A 17,032-nucleotide genomic window follows, 5' to 3' on the forward strand; every position below is an offset into this window, starting at 1 on the left:
GCGCCCCCGTCGCGTTTGCCCTTGCTCGTCGCCCGATGCGAAAAATGGGCGGCGCAGATGCGACGAGGGGAGCGGCACGTGGTGGGTGGGATCACTCTGTTGGAGGACGAGCCGGGCGGCATGGGGGCCGCAGAGGCGGCGACCACGGTGCCGATGCCGCAGCCCTCACCGTCCCCCGCCGAGAAGGAGGCCGCCGCCGCTCCGTCCCCCGCGCCGGAGACCAGCCCCCGTCACATCCGGCTGGTCTTCCTGGGACTGATGCTGACGCTGCTGCTCGCGGCGCTCGATCAGATGATCGTCGCCACCGCACTGCCGAAGATCGTCGGTGAGCTGCACGGCCTGGAGAAGATGTCCTGGGCCGTCACCGCGTACCTCCTCGCCTCCACCATCGGGCTGCCGATCTACGGAAAGCTCGGCGACCTCTTCGGCCGCAAGAGCGTCTTCCAGTTCGCGATCGTCGTCTTCGTCATCGGCTCCGCGCTGGCCGGCTGGTCCCGCACCATGGACGAACTGATCGCCTTCCGCGCCGTCCAGGGCATCGGCGGCGGCGGACTCATGATCGGTGTCCAGGCAATCATCGCGGATGTCGTGCCACCCCGGGAACGCGGCCGGTTCATGGGGCTCATCGGCGCCGCCTTCGGCCTCGCCTCCGTCGCCGGCCCGCTGCTCGGCGGCTTCTTCACCGACCACGCCTCCTGGCGCTGGTGCTTCTACATCAACGTCCCGTTCGGCCTGATCACCCTCGCCGTCATCACCGTCGTCCTGAAACTCCCCCGGCCCACGGTCCGCCCCCGCCTCGACGTCCTCGGCGCGCTGCTCCTCGCGACCGCCTCCACCTGCCTGGTGCTGCTGACCAGCTGGGGCGGTACGGAGTACGCCTGGGGATCGCGCACCATCCTGGGGCTCGGCGCCGGGGCCGTCGGAACGGCCCTGCTCTTCCTCGTCGTCGAGCACCGGGCAGCCGAACCGATCATTCCGCTGCGGCTGTTCCGTGACTCGATCTTCAATGTCACCGCGCTCGTCGGCGCGGTCGTCGGGGTCGCGCTCTTCGGCGCCGCCAGCTATCTGCCGACGTTCCTGCAGATGGTCGACGGCGCCACGGCCACCGAGTCGGGGCTGCTGATGCTCCCGATGATGGGCGGCATCGTCGTCGCGTCCGTCGTCTCCGGCCAGCTGATCTCCCGTACCGGCCGATACCGCGTCCATCCGATCCTCGGCGGCGCCGTCTCGGTGGTCGGCATGTGGCTGCTCTCCCGGCTCGAAACCGGCACGCCGCGGTTCGAATACAGCATCGCGCAGGCCGTGCTCGGCATCGGGATCGGCCTGATCATGCCGGTACTCGTGCTCGCCGTGCAGAACTCCGTACGGCCCGCCGATCTCGGCGCCGCCACCAGCGCCAATAACTACTTCCGGCAGATCGGCGGCAGCGTCGGCGCCGCCGTCTTCGGGACGCTCTTCGCCGGCCGCCTCGCCGACGCGCTCGCGGTCCGTCTGCCGTCCGGCGCCGATCTGCCCGACCCCGAGTCGATCACCCCGCAGCTGGTCCATGCCATGGAGCCCGCGCTGCGCGACAGCTACATCCAGGCGTACGCCGACGCGATGCCGCGGATCTTCCTCTACCTCGTGCCGGTGCTCGCGCTCGGCCTGTTCTTCGCCTTCTTCCTCAAGGAGAAACCGCTGGTGTCCCACCACAGCCCCGAATCCGCCGCCGAGTCCGCACCGATCCCCGCCGCCCGTGCCACCGCCGCCGCTCCGCCGCCCGTGTACCTGTCGGGCGTGCCCGTGTGCGGCAGCGTCCAGCACCCCGACGGTACGAAGGTCCCGCGCGCCGCCCTCACCCTCATCGACGTCCAGGGACAGCAGGTCGGACGGGGCGCGAGCGGGGACGACGGGAGGTACGCGCTGAGCGTGCCCGGCGCCGGCAGTTACGTCCTCATCGCCGCGGCCGGCGGTCACCAGCCGCAGGCCGTCAGCGTCACCGTGGGCGAACGGCCCGTCGAACTCGATGTGGTGCTCGGCGGTGCCGGGCGTCTCGCCGGGAGCGTCGTCACCGCCGACGGCATCCCGGTGCGCGATGCCGCAGTCACCCTCACCGATGTGCGCGGCGAAGTGGTCGCGTCCACCCGCAGCGGCCGCGAAGGCGGCTATGTGATCACGGAGTTGGTGGCCGGCGAGTACACCTTGGCCGCCAGCGCCCCCGCCTTCCGGCCCGCCGCCCTGCCGGTGAGCGTGCAGGCCGCCAGGGAGACCCGGCAGGACATCGAGCTCGCCGGTGGTGCGGTGCTGCGCGGCGTCGTACGGGCGAGCGGCGGCCGGCTCGTCGAGGACGCCCGGGTCACACTCCTGGACGCGGCGGGCAATGTGGTCGACACCCTGACCACCGGGCCCGACGGCGCGTTCCGGTTCGTCGACCTGTCCACCGGTGAGTACACGGTGATCGCGGCCGGGTATCCGCCGGTGGCCACCGTCCTCCAGGTCGCGGGTGGCGGACGGACCGAACGCGACCTCCAACTGGGGCACGCGGACTGACCGTTGCGAGAAACGGGCCGGCCGATGGCCTGACCACCGGCCGGCCGGCCCCGCAGCGGGGCCCTCGACACCTGCAGCGGAGTCGCGCAGGAGGCAGGGGCGTTCGCGAGGGCTCTGGGCGGATGACCGTTCGCACCGTCCCGCCCCCCGCTGCCCTGACAGCCCGCCGTCACTCCGGAGCAGCGCCAGCAGCTCCCGCGCGCCCGGGCTCATGGTCCGGGCCGCCGGCAGCACCACGACGCTCTCGTAGTAAGGCTGTTGGAGCCCCTCGAGTTCCACCGCCGCCAGCCCCCGGGCCTCGGGTTTGCGCGAGAAGTGGTGCGGCACCAGCGCGATCCCCAGCCCCTCGTGCACCAGCTCCAGCAGGCTGTGTACGTCGTTCACCTCCAGCCCCACCGTGCCCCGCACCCGCGCCTCGGTGAATGCCCCGTCCGCCGCCCGCCGCGGGCCCCAGTCCGGATGGAAGTCGATGAAGGACTCACCGGGCAGCTCACCCCACGCGACGCGGTCCGCCGCCGCGCCCCGGTGGCCGGGGGCGCAGAGGACGACCATGGGCTCGCGCGCCAGCGTCGCTTGCCCGCCTCACGTGTTGAGGAACTCCGCGCACCGGTAGGGGCCCAACGTGGCGCCTTCGGACGGCCGAAGGGTGACCTCGACGTCGTCGGTCCTGACCTTCGGGTCGAGTACGGACTGGGCGCGCGCCAGCGTGCACACCAGCTGGCCCGTACCCTGGTCGCGTCCCGACTCCGCGTAGGGGCCGTCGAGGCGTACAGTGACGCGGGTGCCCGTTCCGGTCACCGAGTAGGCGCCGAGCTGCTGGACGAGAGAGATGAGCCCGTCGCGCTGCTCGGCGGGCGAAGGACCCACGGCGAGCAGCTTCACCACCGCGTTGAGGTCCTTGACCTCCTTGTCGAGCAGGGGCACCCCGCGCAGTCCGTTGTCGGACGCGAAGTACAGCCGCATCCCGCGCGTCAGCCCGGACGCGGGCTCGCCCGCGCCTATCACTCCGGTCGGCTGGACGCCGCAGCCCATGAGAGCAATCCCCAGCGCGGCGACCACGACCCCCTGTCGGACCTTCACTCCGTGCCCTCTCCTGTACGTCGCAGGGGCAGCCGCAGCGTGAACACCGCGCCGCACCGCGGTCCATCGGCCACGTCGGCCACGTCGATCGTGCCGCCGTGCAGCCGTGCGTTCTCCAGCGCGATCGCCGTGCCGAGGCCGCTGCCCTGTCCGCTGTCGTCGGCCGCGCCACGCGTGCGGGCCGCGTCCGCCTTGTAGAACCGGTCGAAGACCCGCTCTCGAGCCCCCGGCGGCAGCCCGGGACCGTGGTCGGTGACCTCGAGCGTCACGCACTCCCCGCCCGCCTCGCGGGCCGTCTTGAGGGTCACGGTGACCGGCGGGGCTCCGTGCCGCAGCGCGTTGCCCACCAGGTTCGCGACGATCACGTCGATGCGGCGCCGGTCGACCACCGCCCGTACGTCCTCATGGAAGTGCGTCTGTACCCGGTCCGTCCAGCCGCGCAGCGCCAGCGACGCCCGTACGGTGTCGGCGAGGTCCGTCTCGGCCGCGTTCAGCCGTACCGCCTTGGCGTCGAAGCGGGAGATCTCCATCAGGTCCTCGACCAGCCGGGACAGCCGTGCCGTCTCCGCGCCGACGGTACGGGCCGCCCGCGCCGCGTCCGGCGGCAGCTGGTCGGCGTCCTCCTCCAGGACGGTCGCCACCATCGTCATCGCCGTGAGGGGCGTGCGCAGTTCGTGCGACACGTCCGCCACGAAGCGGCGTGCCTTCGCCTCCTGCTCGCGCAGTTCCGCGTCGGAAGCCTGGAGCGCGTCGGCGGTCTCGTTGAACGTCGTCGCCAGGTCGGCGAGTTCGTCGTGCCCGGTGACGGCGACCCGGCTGCCGAGGTCTCCGGCCGCGAGCCCGCGGGTGGCCCGGCCCAGCTTCCGTACCGGACGAAGGACCGTCCCCGCGGCCAGCAGCGCGAGGACGGCGGCCAGCAGCACCACCGGCACGATGCCCTTCCGTACGGAGTCCAGCAGGGCGGCGGTGTCGTCGCGCTCGGCCCGCAGATCGGTGATCGCGAAGACCTCCAGGCCGGAGGTGCGGTGGTCCCCGTCGGCGAACGTGACAGGCGTGCCGACGACCAGGTAGGGCTCACCCCGCCACTGCACCCGCTGGAACTTGGCGTCGTCGCCGGTCATGACGGCGCTGCGCAGCTCGACGGTGATCCGGCCCTCCGTCTCGGCGAGCGAGTCGGAGACCGCGGTGAGGTCCTGGTGGCGGGCGACCACGATTTTCCCGCCGATGCCCTCCGACACCTTCGCCGCGAACCGGGACAGCGACTGCTGGTCGGGCGGTACGTCGAAGTCGGCGGCCACCGTGCCGACCCGCTCCCGGAAGTCGTTCACGGCCGCGTTCTGGGCGCGCTGGAGGATGGCGGTACGAGCATCCCGGTAGGCGAGGGCGGTCGCGGTCACCGCGCTGATCAGGGCGACGACGACGAAGGTGACGACGAGCCGGACGCGCAGCCCGCCGACGAGCCGCCGGGAGTGCCTCTTCGAGGCGACGCCAGGCTTTCCTTCGTCCGTACGGTTCACAGTGGCCCGAAGCGGTAGCCGAAGCCCCGTACCGTCTGTACGTACCGCGGCTTCGCCGGTATGTCCTCGAGCTTGGCCCGCAGCCGGCCGACCGCCGCGTCCACCAGCCGGGAGTCGCCCAGGTAGGTGTGGTCCCAGACGGATTCGAGGAGCTGCTCGCGGCTGAAGACCCGGCCGGGGGAGGCCGACAGTTCCAGCAGCAGCCGCAGTTCGGTGGGCGGCAGCGGGACCGGTGTGCCGTTCTTGGTGACGGTCAGTCCGGCGCGGTCGATCACCAGCCCGGCGAGATCGGCGTCCGCACGCTGCCGTGCGGACGGTTCCGCGCGCCGCAGGGCGGCTCGGATGCGGGCCTCCAGGACGGGCGCGGTGACCGGCTTGACGACGTAGTCGTCGGCGCCCGCCTCCAGGCCGGTCACGATGTCCGAGTCGTCGCCGCGGGCGGTTAGCATGATGACCGGCAGGGTCGCCGAGCGGGCGCGGATGCGGCGGCACACCTCGAAGCCGTCCATGCCGGGCAGCATCAGGTCCAGTACGGCCAGTTCGACCCGCGCGCCCCGCTCCCCGGCCAGCAGGGCAAGAGCCTGCTCGCCGGTGGCTGCGGTGTCCACGCCGTACCCGTGACGGCGCAGTACGAGCTCCATTCCGTCCCGTACGGACGCGTCGTCCTCGATGAGCAGTACATGCGGCATGGGACCGATTATGAGCATGCGGGGACCGCTTCCGCCTACTCCGTACGGGGGGTGGACGCGCAGGTCGGGGGCATTGTTACGTTCCCATCATGTGGCCGTGGACGGGCCATCATCTGCGGCGGCGAACGTGCAGCGCATGAGTTTCCTCAGGACGAACCCCCGAACCCCGGCCAGGCTGCGGATGGCCACCCTCGTGGCCGTGCCCGTACTCGCCTTCTCCGTCGCGTGCGGTGGCGGTGACGACAGCGCCGGCGGAGCGAAGAAGGACGACGCGATCGCCGACGTACCGGACGCTCCGACCGAGAGCACCGCGAAGGGTGGGAGCAAGCCGAACACCCGGCCCGCGGATAAGAGCGCCTTCTTCGACGCCCAGATGAAGTACGTCCAGTGCATGCGCGTCAAGGGCGGCTTCAAGGACTTCCCCGACCCCAAGCTCAGCGGGCACCTCGACTGGACGAAGGTCGACGAGATCGGTTCCCAGCCCGGCCGCAACGAGGGCATCAAGGGCGGCAAGAACGGTGTCTGCGTCACCGAGTTGCAGGCCGCCATGACGGCCGAGCCCAGGCGCGACCAGCAGAAGGACTACGAGTCGATGCTCGCGCACGCCAAGTGCATGCGGGACAACGGTGTCTCCAAGTTCACCAACCCGACTATGAGCGGCGGAAACGCCCAGCCGGGCGGCGACCCGAACCCGGCGTCGCCGTCCATCGACACGAAGTCGCCGTCGTACAAGCAGGCCCGCGAGGCGTGCAAGTCGAAGCTGCTCGACGGTCTGGACGGCATGCAGTGAAGCGCCGCACCGCCTTCCTCGCGCTCGGCGCGGTGACCGCCGCCGTCACCGGGGGAGTCCTGTTCCTCGGCGACGGCGGCGACGCGGGCGCCTCCGGGAGGGGCGGCGACCTGCCGCCCGCCACCGCGACCGTCGTACGCACCGACCTCGTGCAGTCCAAGACGGTCGACGGCAAGCTCGACTTCGCGCAGCGCCGCGCCGTCAAGTCCGCAGTCGAGGGCACCGTCACGGTGGCCGCATCCGAAGGGAAGACGCTGACCATGGGGCAGGCACTGTACGAGCTGAACGACAAGCCCGTCACCCTCCTCTACGGCCCGGTCCCGATGTTCCGCGAGATGAAGACGGGCGACCGGGGCAGCGACGTGCTCCAACTGGAGCGCAATCTGCGCGACCTGGGGTACGGAGCGAATCTTTACGTCGACGCGCGGTACGACGAGAACACCGAGGCCGCCGTCAAGCAGTGGCAGAAGTCGCTGAACCGTGAGACCACCGGCAAGGTCGGCAAGGGCGATGTCGTCTTCCAGCCCGACCGGGTCAAGGTCGTCACCGCGGACGCGGCGCTCGCCGACCAGGTCGGCCCGGATACGCCTGTACTGACGGTCGCCTCCACCAAGCCGGTCGTCCGCGCGCAGCTCGACCAGGGCGACGGCGCGCTCACCTCCCGGGGCACCAAGGTCGAGGTCACCCTGCCGAGCGGGAAGACGGCGACCGGCAAGGTGGCCCGGACGGTGCGCCCCGAGGCGTCCGCCGGGGAGAGCGACGCCGCGCAGAACGGCATCACCGTCGAGGTCGTCCTGGACGGCGGGGTGAGCGCCGCGTCCGGCGAGGACGCCAAGGCGTCGGCGAGCGTGAAATTCGTCAGTGAGGCGCGCAAGGGGGTCCTCGCGGTCCCCGTCGAGGCGGTCGTCGCCCTGCGCGGCGAGAACGGCGGCTACGGCCTCCAAGTCGTCCAGGGCGCCACCTCGAAGATGGTGCGGGTGGAGACGGGCATGACCGCCGACGGGCAGATCGAGGTCAGCGGCCCGGACGTGCGCGAGGGCCTGAAGGTCGGAGTGGCGAAGTCATGACGTCGGCTCCGGTGATCGAACTGCGGGACGCCACCAAGTCGTACCCCGGCGGTGTCCACGCCCTGCGCAGAGTGAACCTCGTCGTCGAGGAGGGCGAACTGCTCGCCGTCGTCGGCCCGTCCGGCTCCGGCAAGTCCACGATGCTCAACGTCATGGGCACCCTCGACAAGCCCACCACGGGCACCGTCCGGGTCGCGGGGTACGACGTGTCCGAGCTTTCCGACTCCCGGCTCTCCGCACTGCGCGCCCGCCACATCGGCTTCGTGTTCCAGCACTTCCACCTGGCGGCGGGGCGCGACGCGGTGGACAACGTCGCCGACGGGCTGCTGTACGCGGGCGTGCCGCTGAAGGAACGGCGCATGCGCGCGCGGGAAGCGCTCGCCAAGGTGCGACTGGACCACCGCTACTCGCACACGCCGAACGAGCTGTCCGGCGGCGAGAAGCAGCGCGTGGCCATCGCCCGCGCCCTGGTGGGAGACCCCCGGCTGCTGCTGGCGGACGAACCGACCGGGGCGCTGGACACCGCGTCCGGCGAGATCGTCATGGAGCTGCTGCACGAGCTGAACGCGTCCGGCACCACCATCTGCGTGATCACCCACGACAACGAGATCGCGGGCTCGCTGCCGCGCCGGGTCCGCTTCAAGGACGGCGAGATCGTCTCGGACTCGTGCTCCGCATCCCGTACGGAAGAGGTCGGTTCATGAAGAACGACCTCAAGCCCTCCCGCCTCTCCCTGTGCGACATCCTCCGCGTCGGTGCGGTCGGCCTTCGCGCGCGTCGCGCGCGCGTGGTGCTCTCGGCGCTCGGCATCGCCATCGGTATCGCGACCATGGTCGCGGTCGTCGGCCTGTCCGAGTCGAGCCGCGCGGACCTGATGGCCCAGCTCGACCGCCTCGGCACCAACCTCCTCACCGCCGAGGCGGGCGAGGACGCCATGGGGCAGGCCGTCAAGCTCCCCAAGAACGCGGTCGCGATGGTCGAGCGCGTCGGCCCGGTGCAGCACGCCACGGCCACTGCCGACGTCGACGCCCGCATCCGCCGCAGCGACGTGGTCCCCGAGGAGCGCACCGCCGGTGTCACCACCCAGGCGGCCCGCATCGACCTGCTGTCCGCACTGGGCGGCGAGGTCGACAAGGGCGTCTGGCTGAATCCGGTCGGCGAACGCCTTCCGACGACGGTCCTGGGCGCGGTGGCGGCGGACCGCCTCGGCATCACCCGCACCGGCGAGACGATCATGATGAACGACACGCGCGTGGTCGTCGTGGGCATCCTCAAACCGCTCGAACTGGTCCCCAACCTGGATCGGGTGGCCATGGTGGGATTCCCCGCCGCCGAGCGTTACTTCGGCTTCGACGGCCATCCCACCACCATCTTCGAGCGCTCCACGGACGCCTCGGTGGAGGACGTACGGGCTGTCCTGGCCCGCACCATCAGCCCCGGCAACGAGGCGGGCATCAAGGTCTCCCGCCCCTCGGACGCGCTGGCCGCCAAGGCCGCCACCGACGAGGGCCTGACGACCCTGATGCTCGGCCTGGGCGCGGTGGCCCTCCTCGTCGGCGGTGTGGGCGTCGCCAACACCATGGTCATCTCCGTCCTGGAACGCCGCCAGGAGATCGGTCTGCGCCGCTCGCTGGGCGCGACCCGGGGCGCGATCCGGCTCCAGTTCCTGACCGAGTCGTTGCTGCTGTCGGCGCTGGGCGGGGCGACGGGCGCGCTGCTGGGCGCGGCGGCGACGTACGGCTTCGCGCGGGTCCAGGGGTGGACGGCGGTGGTCCCGCTCTGGTCCTTGGCGGGCGGCCTGGCCGCCACCCTCCTGATCGGCGTGGTCGCGGGCCTCTACCCGGCGATCCGCGCCTCCCGTCTCCACCCGACGGTGGCTCTGAACGCGACATGAGGCGGCGGCGTACGGGATGCCGTCTCCAGGCGGCGTCCCGTACGCCCCACTTGCCCCACGCCGAACGGGCTTGGGTGCGACGGTGCGACGACGTCATGACGGTTGCCCCGTTGCGGCGGTGTGTGGGGCGACCGTGCCGGTGATGAACCGGCGGAACTCGGTGCGCTTCGGGGAGAGCACGGCCCTCTCGTACGCCTCCCGTCGCGACGCGGCCGGTGTGAGGATGGCTGCCATGACATGGACGGCACCTCGAATCGAACGTACGACGGTCGACGGCGACCAGCTGAACGTCCCGAGCACCGCGGACGAGCGGGTCATGCTGGAAGGCTGGCTCCGGTGGCACCGCGAGACGCTGCTCACCAAGTGCGCCGGGCTGACTCCGGCACAGCTCGCCCGTACCGCCGCCGAGCCCTCCGGCCTCACCCTCCTCGGCCTCGTGCGGCACATGGCGGAGATCGAACGCTGGTGGTTCCGCCGGAGCTTCGCGGGTGAGCCGATCGGTGATGTCTTCACCGGTCCGGGCGACGGCGACGAGGGCATCGAAGGCGTCGAAGCCGCGCACGCCGAGCGCGACTTCGCCGCCTTCCGCGCAGAGATCGAGGCGTGCGAGGCCGCTGTGGCGGGGCGCGGCCTCGACGAGACCTTCGTGTCGGTCACCCGCGGTCGGATCGTCAGCCTGCGCTGGGTGTACCTGGTGATGATCCAGGAGTACGCCCGCCACAACGGCCACGCGGACCTGCTGCGCGAGCGGACCGACGGTGCCACGGGTGACTACCCCGCACCGGCATGACGGTGACCGGCCCCCACCGGGGGGACAGGCCACTCTTCGTCGACGAGGCGTACGGCGCCGCGCCTCAGCCGGCGTCCGCGTCGGGCGGATAGACGGCCGCGTAGGTCGACCGGAACAGGGCGTCGACTTCCTGGCCGCTGAGTCCCTGCGCCCGTGCCTGCTCCAGCCACTCGGCGAGCGATGTGCGCAAGGGGGAATCGGCGTCCGCCTGCGCCGGGGCGAGGGAGCGGGTGATGAAGGTGCCCGCTCCCTGCCGTACCTCGGCGAGGCCCGCGCGCTCCAGCTCGCGGTACGCCTTGAGGGTCGTGTTCGGGTTGACCTTGGTCTCCGCCGCGACCTGCGCTGCCGTGGGCAGCCGGTCGCCCTCCTCCAGGGCGCCCATCCGCAGCGCCTGTTCGACCTGTCGCACGATCTGGAGGTACGTTGCCACTCCGCTGCGTCTGTCGATGCGGAATACGACCACCGTCTTCACCTCCCGTTGGACTGCCGAAACAATATGCACCTGCGGTGCGGGTCCTAGAGGGGGCTCCGGGAGACCCGCCACAGGGTGAACGCGGTGAGTACCGCGGTGGCCGCGAGCAGGATGCCCGCCCCGGTCCACTGCATGGCCGGCATCTGGTCGTAACCGAGGTACTCGACGACGTTGTTGACGATGCCGTGCTCCTTGACGCAGGCGTCCGAGGCAGCCTCGGTGGTCTTGGCGCACAGACCCCAGCCGTAGAGATGGCCGTCGGCCGAGCCGATCCAGCGGTCCACCTCGTGCGACTCGCTCAGCCGTGCGGGGAGGTCGGTGGCGAGCGGATAGGTGACCATGCGCGACGGCGCGAGGTGTACGCGCAGCTCGCCCCAGACGATCTCGACGAACGCGGCGAAGACGAAGGTGACCGCCATGGACACGAGGACACGGCGCAGCAGCATGCCGATGGTGATGCCGGCGGCGGTCAGGAAGAGCCCCAACGTCGGGAGCACCGGGCCGGTGTTGTTGAAGACCGGCCCGTCCGGCCACAGACTGGGGAACACCGAACGGTAGGGCTTCCACCACCAGGTGAAGAACGCCGAGACCACCGCGCCGGACACGATCACGGCCCCGTAGCACCAGGCGAGCTTCACCGTCACCCAGCGGCGCCGGGACACGGACTGGGTGGTGATCAGCTGTGCGGTGCCGTGCTCCTGATCGCCCGAGATCAGCGTGGCGCCGAGGAAGACGGCGAGGATCACCGGCAGTGCGCTCAGGGCGGTTACGGTGAGGCTGAGCCCCGTCGAGTCGAACGTCGGCTGCGACAGCTGCTTGTCCGGCCAGCCGGCCGCTTCGAGCGCCTGGGACATCCTGCCGCGCTGGTAAGCGATCCAGATCGGGCCGAGGACCGTCACGGCGAGCAGAGAGAGCAGCGCGGCCCGGTGCTGGCGTACGACGAGCCAGTTCAGCCCGCGCAGCAGCCGGGGACGGGGCGTCCGGCCGGTCCGAGGGGTGTCGGTCAGGGTGGCGCTCATGAGGTGTGGATCCCTTCGGCCTCGACGCGGGCACCGGGTGTGAACAAGGGGGGCGCGTCCGACGAGCGGAGGTGCGCCAGCAGGACTTCCTCCAGGCTGGGTTCGGCGACCACCCAGTCGGCCGACAGCGGGCCGTTCGTTCGCACCAGCGCGTGGAACTGCCTGCCCTGGACACGCATTTCGATCACCGTGTGGGGGGCCAGCAGGTCGGCCGGGTTCCCGCCCGAGGCGAGTCCCGTCACCAGCGCGTGGGCGGGGACGAGTGCGTCCGCGTCACCCGCCATCCGGATCCTGCCGTCGGCGAGGACCAGCAGGTAGTCGCACATGTCCTCCAGCTCGGACAGCATGTGAGAGGACATCACCACGGTGGTGCCGCGCTCGACGGCCTCCGACATCAGGAGGGTGCTCATGTCGTGGCGGGCCACCGGATCGAGGTCGGACATCGGCTCGTCGAGCAGTAGCAGATCCGGCCGCTTGCCGAAGGCGAGCGCGAAAGCGACACGGGTGCGCTGACCGCCGGAGAGCGTGCCGACGCGGGCGTGCATCGGCACCTGGCCCGACCGTACGATCCGCTCCGCGGCGGTCATGTCCCAGCCGGGGTTGAGCTCGCTGCCCAGGCGCAGTGTCTCGGCCACGGTGAACCGCTTGAACAGCGGCTTGTCCTGCCCGAGGAACGCGAATCGCGGCATCACCGCGGGATCGTCCACCGGCACGCCGAAGATGCGGAGCTCACCCTCCGTCTGCCGGACCTGCCGCGTCGTGAGCCCCAACAGGGTGCTCTTCCCTGCCCCGTTGGGGCCGACGAGACCGCAGATCCGCCCGGCGGGCAGCCGGAACGAGCAGTCGCGCAGCGCCCAGCCGCGCCGGTAGCGCTTACCCAGGCCGCGGGCCTCCAGCGCCCAGGCGCCGGACGCGCCTCCCGGAGTGAATGCGTCTGCCATGCACTTCGCCTCAATTCCATTAGTCAATTAATGGAATCATGGTCTTGCCGAGGGGGGACTGTCAAGGAGGTGCCGCCGGGTCCGTGCGACCTGCGGCTCCGGGCTATCTGGAATGCGCCTGTTCGGGGTGTGGGGCGCTTTCGACCGGAAGAGTGCGCCCCTGGCACAAGGGCATGCCTTGTGCCAGGGGCGCGGTCAGGATGAGGCCGGCGTGCGGGTCAGCGCACGGCGTAGGCCTTGATCAGGGTCTGCTCGATCTTGCTGCCGTTGGCGTCCTGTGCCTTGACGCGCAGCGACACATAGCCCGATGCCGGGTTGCGGACGGACACCTTGTAGTGGCCGTCGGTCTTGGTCTTCACCGTCGCGGGGCTCCAGGTGGCACCGTCGTCGGTGGACGCCTCCACCTCGACCCCGTCGATGTCCGGGGTGGCGCCGGTCTGGAGCGCGAACGCCAGATCGAAGTTGTCGATGGCGCCACCGACGGCGGTGTTCTCCGCATCCAGGTTGAAGCCGTACTTCGGCCAGAGCAGCGCGAGGTTCTCCGTGCCGCTCGCCGGCCGGGCGGACTTGAACGTCCATGCGGTGCTGGTCTGCGCGGACAGCGGGAACCACGCCGGGCGCTGCGTGTCCAGGGTGATGCGGTAGTTCGCCGGGTCAGGGCTGACCGGCAGCGTGGTCGCCAAGAGTCGCGGCACCTCCTTGAGGAGCTTCCCGTCCTGGTATATCCGCACCGTCCGCTTGTCGGCGGCGTGTTCGAAGAAGCTGTGGTGCCCGGGTTCGCTGTCACTCATCTCCGGCACCGTGAGGGTGATGTTGTCACCCTCGCGGACCGCCTGGGTGTTCTCCGGTCCGGCCGGGCCGTTCGCCGCGCCCAGCCAGGTCTCCTCGTGCTGCTCGCCCGGCTGGTAGGTGCGGATTACGTCCCTCACATTGCGGATGGTGTCGGTGCGGTCCGGGTAGACCATGTGCCACCACCGCAACTCCTCCATCATCGGCCGCTTGCTGCCGGTGGAGTACCACTCCTCCCGGTCCACCGGCGCGTCGAAGAAGTCCGGGGTGCCGACGACGATGGAATCGTTCGGGCGGATCGCCAAGCTGACGTCGCCGATCATGGTGCCCTTGGTGCTGCGGTAGTGCGACTTCACCACGGCCGAGTTCTCCGCGGTGACCGCGTCGACGGGGTCGGCCGGAATCCTGCCGGGAACCATCGTCGCGATGTTGTACACCTGGGGAACGCCTGTGATCCCCTTCAGGACGATCTGCGTGGGACCGTCGGCCATCCGGCCGAAGAGCACCGCGCCCTCGTCCTGGGTGAGGGACCAGGCCGGGATGGCAGTGCCGGTGCTCTTCGCCACGCTGGTGCCGAAGGGGCCGGGCTTGTCGTTGACGAGGATCACTGCCTTCGCGCCGGCATCGGCCACTGCGGCGATCAGCTCGGCAGACTTCGTGTAGCTGAACGGGGTGCTCGCGCGGGTGACGACCGCGAGCTTGCCACGGAGGTCCTTGCCGGCCAGGTCCTCCGGCCGTGCCATGCCGGCGTCGACCGCCTGGAGTGTGCTGGTGCCGTACAGCCGGGCCGCATAGACCACTGGCTCAAGCGGGAGCGCCTGCCCGTTATAGGTCGCCCGGATCACCGGCGAGTGCCTGCGCTGCTGGAAGTGGAACTCGAACGTGCCGAGCTCCACCGGCTTGGTGGGCACCACATAGGAGTGGTCCCAGAGCGGGCTGAACGCGCCCTTCAGGAAGTCGATCCCCAGCTTGCCGGGGAGCCGCTGGCGGTACCCGAGCTTGGCGCCGTTCGTCGCCACGGACTCCTTGGGCGTGGCGACCTTGACCTCCTTGCCCAGCCGGGCATCCAGCGTGATCGTCCGATCCGCCTTCACTTCCACCACGGGCTCACCGGCGAGGGTGTAGTCCGTGACGCGGGACGAGGCCTCGTCCCTCGTGTGTACGACACCCATGACGGAGTAGCGTCCCAGCGGCACCGCGACAGTCTTGGTTCCGTCCTGGGGGAAGACCTGCTGGAAAGCCCCCGTGTCCAGGTTGAACACCGCAAGCTCGCCGGGCGCCGGGTTTCCGTGCCGGTCGATCGTGTCGACGGTGAGGTCGACGGTGGGCACCCCCTTCGTCGCACCGACGGTCGTGTGGATCGCGGTGCCGTCGGTCGCGGTGGCGGTGATGACACCGGTGTAGTCACCCAGGGCGCCGAGCTCGGGGTGGTAGGTCACCGTCACGCTCGCGGTGGAGTTCGCCGGGACCGTCACGCCGGTGGCGCTGAGCGTGAACGTGCCGTCCGGTGCGGGCCCGGTCTCCCCGGAAGAGGCCAGGCCGAGCGACAGCGTGGTGTCCGCCGCGGAGGTGTTCACGTAACTGACCGTCTTGGTGACCGGCGCGCTCTCGGCCGTCGACTTGCCCATGCTGACGACGGCGGGGCTGGAGTAGACCGTGGCGTCGATGGCCTTGGGCACGTCGACCCGGCCGCCACCCTGCTGGTAGGCGGTGTACGAACCCTGCTTGGCGGTGCCGACCAGCACCTGCTTGAGCCGGTCGGCGGTCCAGTCCGGATGGCGCTGGGCCAGGATCGCCGCGGCGCCGGCCACATGCGGCGTGGCCATCGAGGTGCCGTTGGCCGCGGTGTAGTTGGCGTCGACCGCGGTACCCATCGAGGTGCCGGCGGCGCGCGCGGCGACGATGCCCACGCCCGGCGCGGTGATCTCCGGCTTGACCGTGAAGGTGTCCTTGAGCGGTCCGCGGCTGGAGAAGTTCGCGAGCTGGTCCTGCTTGGACACCGCGCCGACGGTCAGCGCGGCGTCGGCGGCACCCGGCGAGCCCACGGTCGACTTGCCCGGGCCCGTGTTGCCGGCCGCGATGACGAACAGCGCGCCGGAGGACACGGTGAGCTGGTTGACGGCCTCGCTGATCGGGTCGGTGCCGTCACTGGGGGCCTGCGAGCCCAGGCTCATGCTGACGACGTCCGCACCCTGGGACACCGCCCACTCCATGCCGGCGATAACCCCCGACTGGGGGCCCTCACCGGCATTGTTGAGCACCTTGCCGACGTACACGTCGGCGCCCGGCGCCACACCCTTGAACTTGCCGCCCGACGCGGCACCCGAGCCGGCGATGGTCGAGGCGACATGCGTGCCGTGACCGTGGTGGTCGACCGCGTCGGGGTCGCCGGTGAAGTTCTGCGTCTGCTTCACCCGCCCCGCCACATCAGGGTGGTTGGGGTCGACACCGGTGTCGAGGACGGCCACCTTGGTGCCGGTGCCGTCGTAGCCCTTCGCCCACGCCTCCGGTGCGCCGATCTGCGGCACACTCTGATCCAGCGTCACCTGCACGGGCCGGTCGAGCCAGAGCTTCTTGATGCCATCGGCAAGCTTCGGTGCCTTCGTCGCGGCGGCGCTGTCGTCGTCGACCGCCTCCCAGAACGTCGCCGCCTTCTTCTTGCTCGCGCGCAGCGCCACCGCGTTGGCGCTGGGCAGCTCGTCGGCCTTCACCGAACCGGCCGGCGCGGCCTGCTTGAGCGCCTTGCCCGCCTTGCCCGGCGCGCCCGCGAAGGTCGCCATCAGCGGCACGGTGGGGCGGTGCGCGTCGTCGTAGCCGTACTCGACCAGCTTGGTGACATTGAACAGCTCGCGGTCGAGCTCGTTCGCGGCAAGGTACGGCTGTGCCTTGTCGGGGATGACATAGAGCTCGTCGCCCACCTTGATGGTGGAGAACGCCGCCGGGGTGCCGTCGGGCGCGGGCTCGACCGTCGCCGCCTGGAGGCCGTTGGCGTGGCGCTCCAGCGTCACGACCTCGCCCGTGACGAGGGTGAGCGTGTGTGTGGCGACAACCGGGCCGTTCTGCTGCGGCTGGGTCGCCCGGGTGGCCGGCGTTTCGGCGGCGGCGATGGCGGGGATGCCGAGCGTCCCGGCCACACAGGCGGTGGCCAGCAGCGCCGTGAGTACCCGGTGTGAGCGGTGCGGCAAGCGCCGGAGTATGGGGATGGACAGGTGGGGCGGGAACCTGGTTGCCCCAGCCGGTGGTGACTGTCTCATACGGCAATAACCTTTTCTGAGGGGAGAATGCGCGCTAGTGCCGCGCGGTCGCGGGGATTTGTCATCGCGCCGAGCGGCTGCGATGAATGTGGTTGGTGCCAACCAGTGCTGCTCCAGGCCGATCGGTGGCGCAGCGCCGGGCGGCGAACGGCGCGTTCCGCTGCTGCGGCAGTGACCTGGCACCGGTCGGTCGGCCTGCGG

13 protein-coding genes and 2 pseudogenes are annotated in these 17,032 nt (G+C 70.8%); 6 read left to right on the top strand and 9 right to left on the bottom strand.

The features are described from left to right. The first annotated feature begins 78 nt into the window (after window positions 1-78). On the top strand, window positions 79-2,529 hold the full coding sequence (locus tag OG936_RS30435) for an MFS transporter (protein WP_406499045.1): 2,451 nt from the start codon (window positions 79-81) through the stop codon (window positions 2,527-2,529). 168 nt (window positions 2,530-2,697) lie between these two features. Here the strand turns inward: OG936_RS30435 and OG936_RS30440 are convergent. The 4 genes and pseudogenes from OG936_RS30440 to OG936_RS30455 all read right to left on the bottom strand — a co-directional run. Further along, window positions 2,698-3,111: pseudogene (locus tag OG936_RS30440) on the bottom strand (LysR substrate-binding domain-containing protein); the annotation flags it as partial. Next, window positions 3,112-3,609, bottom strand: coding sequence for a hypothetical protein (locus OG936_RS30445; RefSeq protein ID WP_406499046.1), 498 nt, complete (start codon window positions 3,607-3,609; stop codon window positions 3,112-3,114). Then, a complete protein-coding gene (locus OG936_RS30450; RefSeq protein WP_406499048.1) occupies window positions 3,606-5,126 on the bottom strand; it encodes an ATP-binding protein in 1,521 nt (506 codons plus the stop codon). The genes OG936_RS30445 and OG936_RS30450 overlap by 4 nt, the downstream gene beginning before the upstream one ends. Then, window positions 5,123-5,815: a response regulator gene (locus OG936_RS30455; protein WP_406499049.1), complete on the bottom strand. Its 693-nt coding sequence runs from the start codon at window positions 5,813-5,815 to the stop codon at window positions 5,123-5,125. Before OG936_RS30455 ends, OG936_RS30450 begins: the two co-directional genes overlap by 4 nt. Window positions 5,816-5,951: 136 nt before the next feature. Between OG936_RS30455 and OG936_RS30460 the strand changes: the two genes are divergently transcribed. From OG936_RS30460 to OG936_RS30475, 4 genes are read left to right on the top strand one after another with little or no spacing between them, the layout of a single operon-like run. Beyond that, the gene (locus OG936_RS30460) at window positions 5,952-6,605 is read left to right on the top strand and encodes a hypothetical protein (RefSeq protein ID WP_406499051.1); all 654 of its coding nucleotides are present in this window, start codon (window positions 5,952-5,954) and stop codon (window positions 6,603-6,605) included. Then, window positions 6,602-7,672 (top strand): peptidoglycan-binding protein, encoded by a 1,071-nt coding sequence (locus OG936_RS30465; RefSeq protein WP_383760110.1) that lies wholly within the window; start codon window positions 6,602-6,604, stop codon window positions 7,670-7,672. The genes OG936_RS30460 and OG936_RS30465 overlap by 4 nt, the downstream gene beginning before the upstream one ends. Further along, window positions 7,669-8,376, top strand: coding sequence for an ABC transporter ATP-binding protein (locus OG936_RS30470; RefSeq protein WP_406499053.1), 708 nt, complete (start codon window positions 7,669-7,671; stop codon window positions 8,374-8,376). The genes OG936_RS30465 and OG936_RS30470 overlap by 4 nt, the downstream gene beginning before the upstream one ends. Beyond that, the gene (locus tag OG936_RS30475; RefSeq protein ID WP_406499055.1) at window positions 8,373-9,566 is read left to right on the top strand and encodes an ABC transporter permease; all 1,194 of its coding nucleotides are present in this window, start codon (window positions 8,373-8,375) and stop codon (window positions 9,564-9,566) included. The genes OG936_RS30470 and OG936_RS30475 overlap by 4 nt, the downstream gene beginning before the upstream one ends. A gap of 111 nt (window positions 9,567-9,677) precedes the next feature. Here OG936_RS30475 and OG936_RS30480 read toward each other — a convergent pair. Then, a pseudogene (locus OG936_RS30480) lies at window positions 9,678-9,764 on the bottom strand (RacP protein); the annotation flags it as partial. 34 nt (window positions 9,765-9,798) lie between these two features. On the opposite strand from OG936_RS30480, the gene OG936_RS30485 reads away from it, so the two are divergent. Further along, window positions 9,799-10,356: a DinB family protein gene (locus OG936_RS30485; RefSeq protein ID WP_406499057.1), complete on the top strand. Its 558-nt coding sequence runs from the start codon at window positions 9,799-9,801 to the stop codon at window positions 10,354-10,356. Window positions 10,357-10,420: 64 nt separating this feature from the next. Here OG936_RS30485 and OG936_RS30490 read toward each other — a convergent pair whose 3' ends face one another. The 4 genes from OG936_RS30490 to OG936_RS30505 all read right to left on the bottom strand — a co-directional run bounded on the left by OG936_RS30490 (window position 10,421) and on the right by OG936_RS30505 (window position 16,762). Continuing rightward, a complete protein-coding gene (locus OG936_RS30490; RefSeq protein ID WP_406500670.1) occupies window positions 10,421-10,828 on the bottom strand; it encodes a GntR family transcriptional regulator in 408 nt (135 codons plus the stop codon). A 44-nt stretch (window positions 10,829-10,872) separates the two neighbouring features. Next, window positions 10,873-11,847 (bottom strand): ABC transporter permease subunit, encoded by a 975-nt coding sequence (locus OG936_RS30495; protein ID WP_406499059.1) that lies wholly within the window; start codon window positions 11,845-11,847, stop codon window positions 10,873-10,875. Next, window positions 11,844-12,788, bottom strand: a complete 945-nt coding sequence (locus tag OG936_RS30500; protein ID WP_406499060.1) for an ABC transporter ATP-binding protein — start codon at window positions 12,786-12,788, stop codon at window positions 11,844-11,846. The genes OG936_RS30495 and OG936_RS30500 overlap by 4 nt, the downstream gene beginning before the upstream one ends. A 218-nt stretch (window positions 12,789-13,006) precedes the next feature. Beyond that, window positions 13,007-16,762: a S8 family serine peptidase gene (locus OG936_RS30505; protein ID WP_406499062.1), complete on the bottom strand. Its 3,756-nt coding sequence runs from the start codon at window positions 16,760-16,762 to the stop codon at window positions 13,007-13,009. Between the last annotated feature and the right edge of the window lie 270 nt (window positions 16,763-17,032).

The sequence above is a fragment of the Streptomyces sp. NBC_00846 genome (assembly GCF_045207325.1).
Classification (GTDB): Bacteria; Actinomycetota; Actinomycetes; order Streptomycetales; family Streptomycetaceae; genus Streptomyces.

Coding starts and splice junctions, on each gene's coding strand:
- OG936_RS30455 (WP_406499049.1), bottom strand. CDS start 5,815: ATGCCGCATGTACTGCTCATCGAGGACGACGCGTCCGTACGGGACGGA.
- OG936_RS30460 (WP_406499051.1), top strand. CDS start 5,952: ATGAGTTTCCTCAGGACGAACCCCCGAACCCCGGCCAGGCTGCGGATG.
- OG936_RS30470 (WP_406499053.1), top strand. CDS start 7,669: ATGACGTCGGCTCCGGTGATCGAACTGCGGGACGCCACCAAGTCGTAC.
- OG936_RS30475 (WP_406499055.1), top strand. CDS start 8,373: ATGAAGAACGACCTCAAGCCCTCCCGCCTCTCCCTGTGCGACATCCTC.
- OG936_RS30485 (WP_406499057.1), top strand. CDS start 9,799: ATGACATGGACGGCACCTCGAATCGAACGTACGACGGTCGACGGCGAC.
- OG936_RS30495 (WP_406499059.1), bottom strand. CDS start 11,847: ATGAGCGCCACCCTGACCGACACCCCTCGGACCGGCCGGACGCCCCGT.
- OG936_RS30500 (WP_406499060.1), bottom strand. CDS start 12,788: ATGGCAGACGCATTCACTCCGGGAGGCGCGTCCGGCGCCTGGGCGCTG.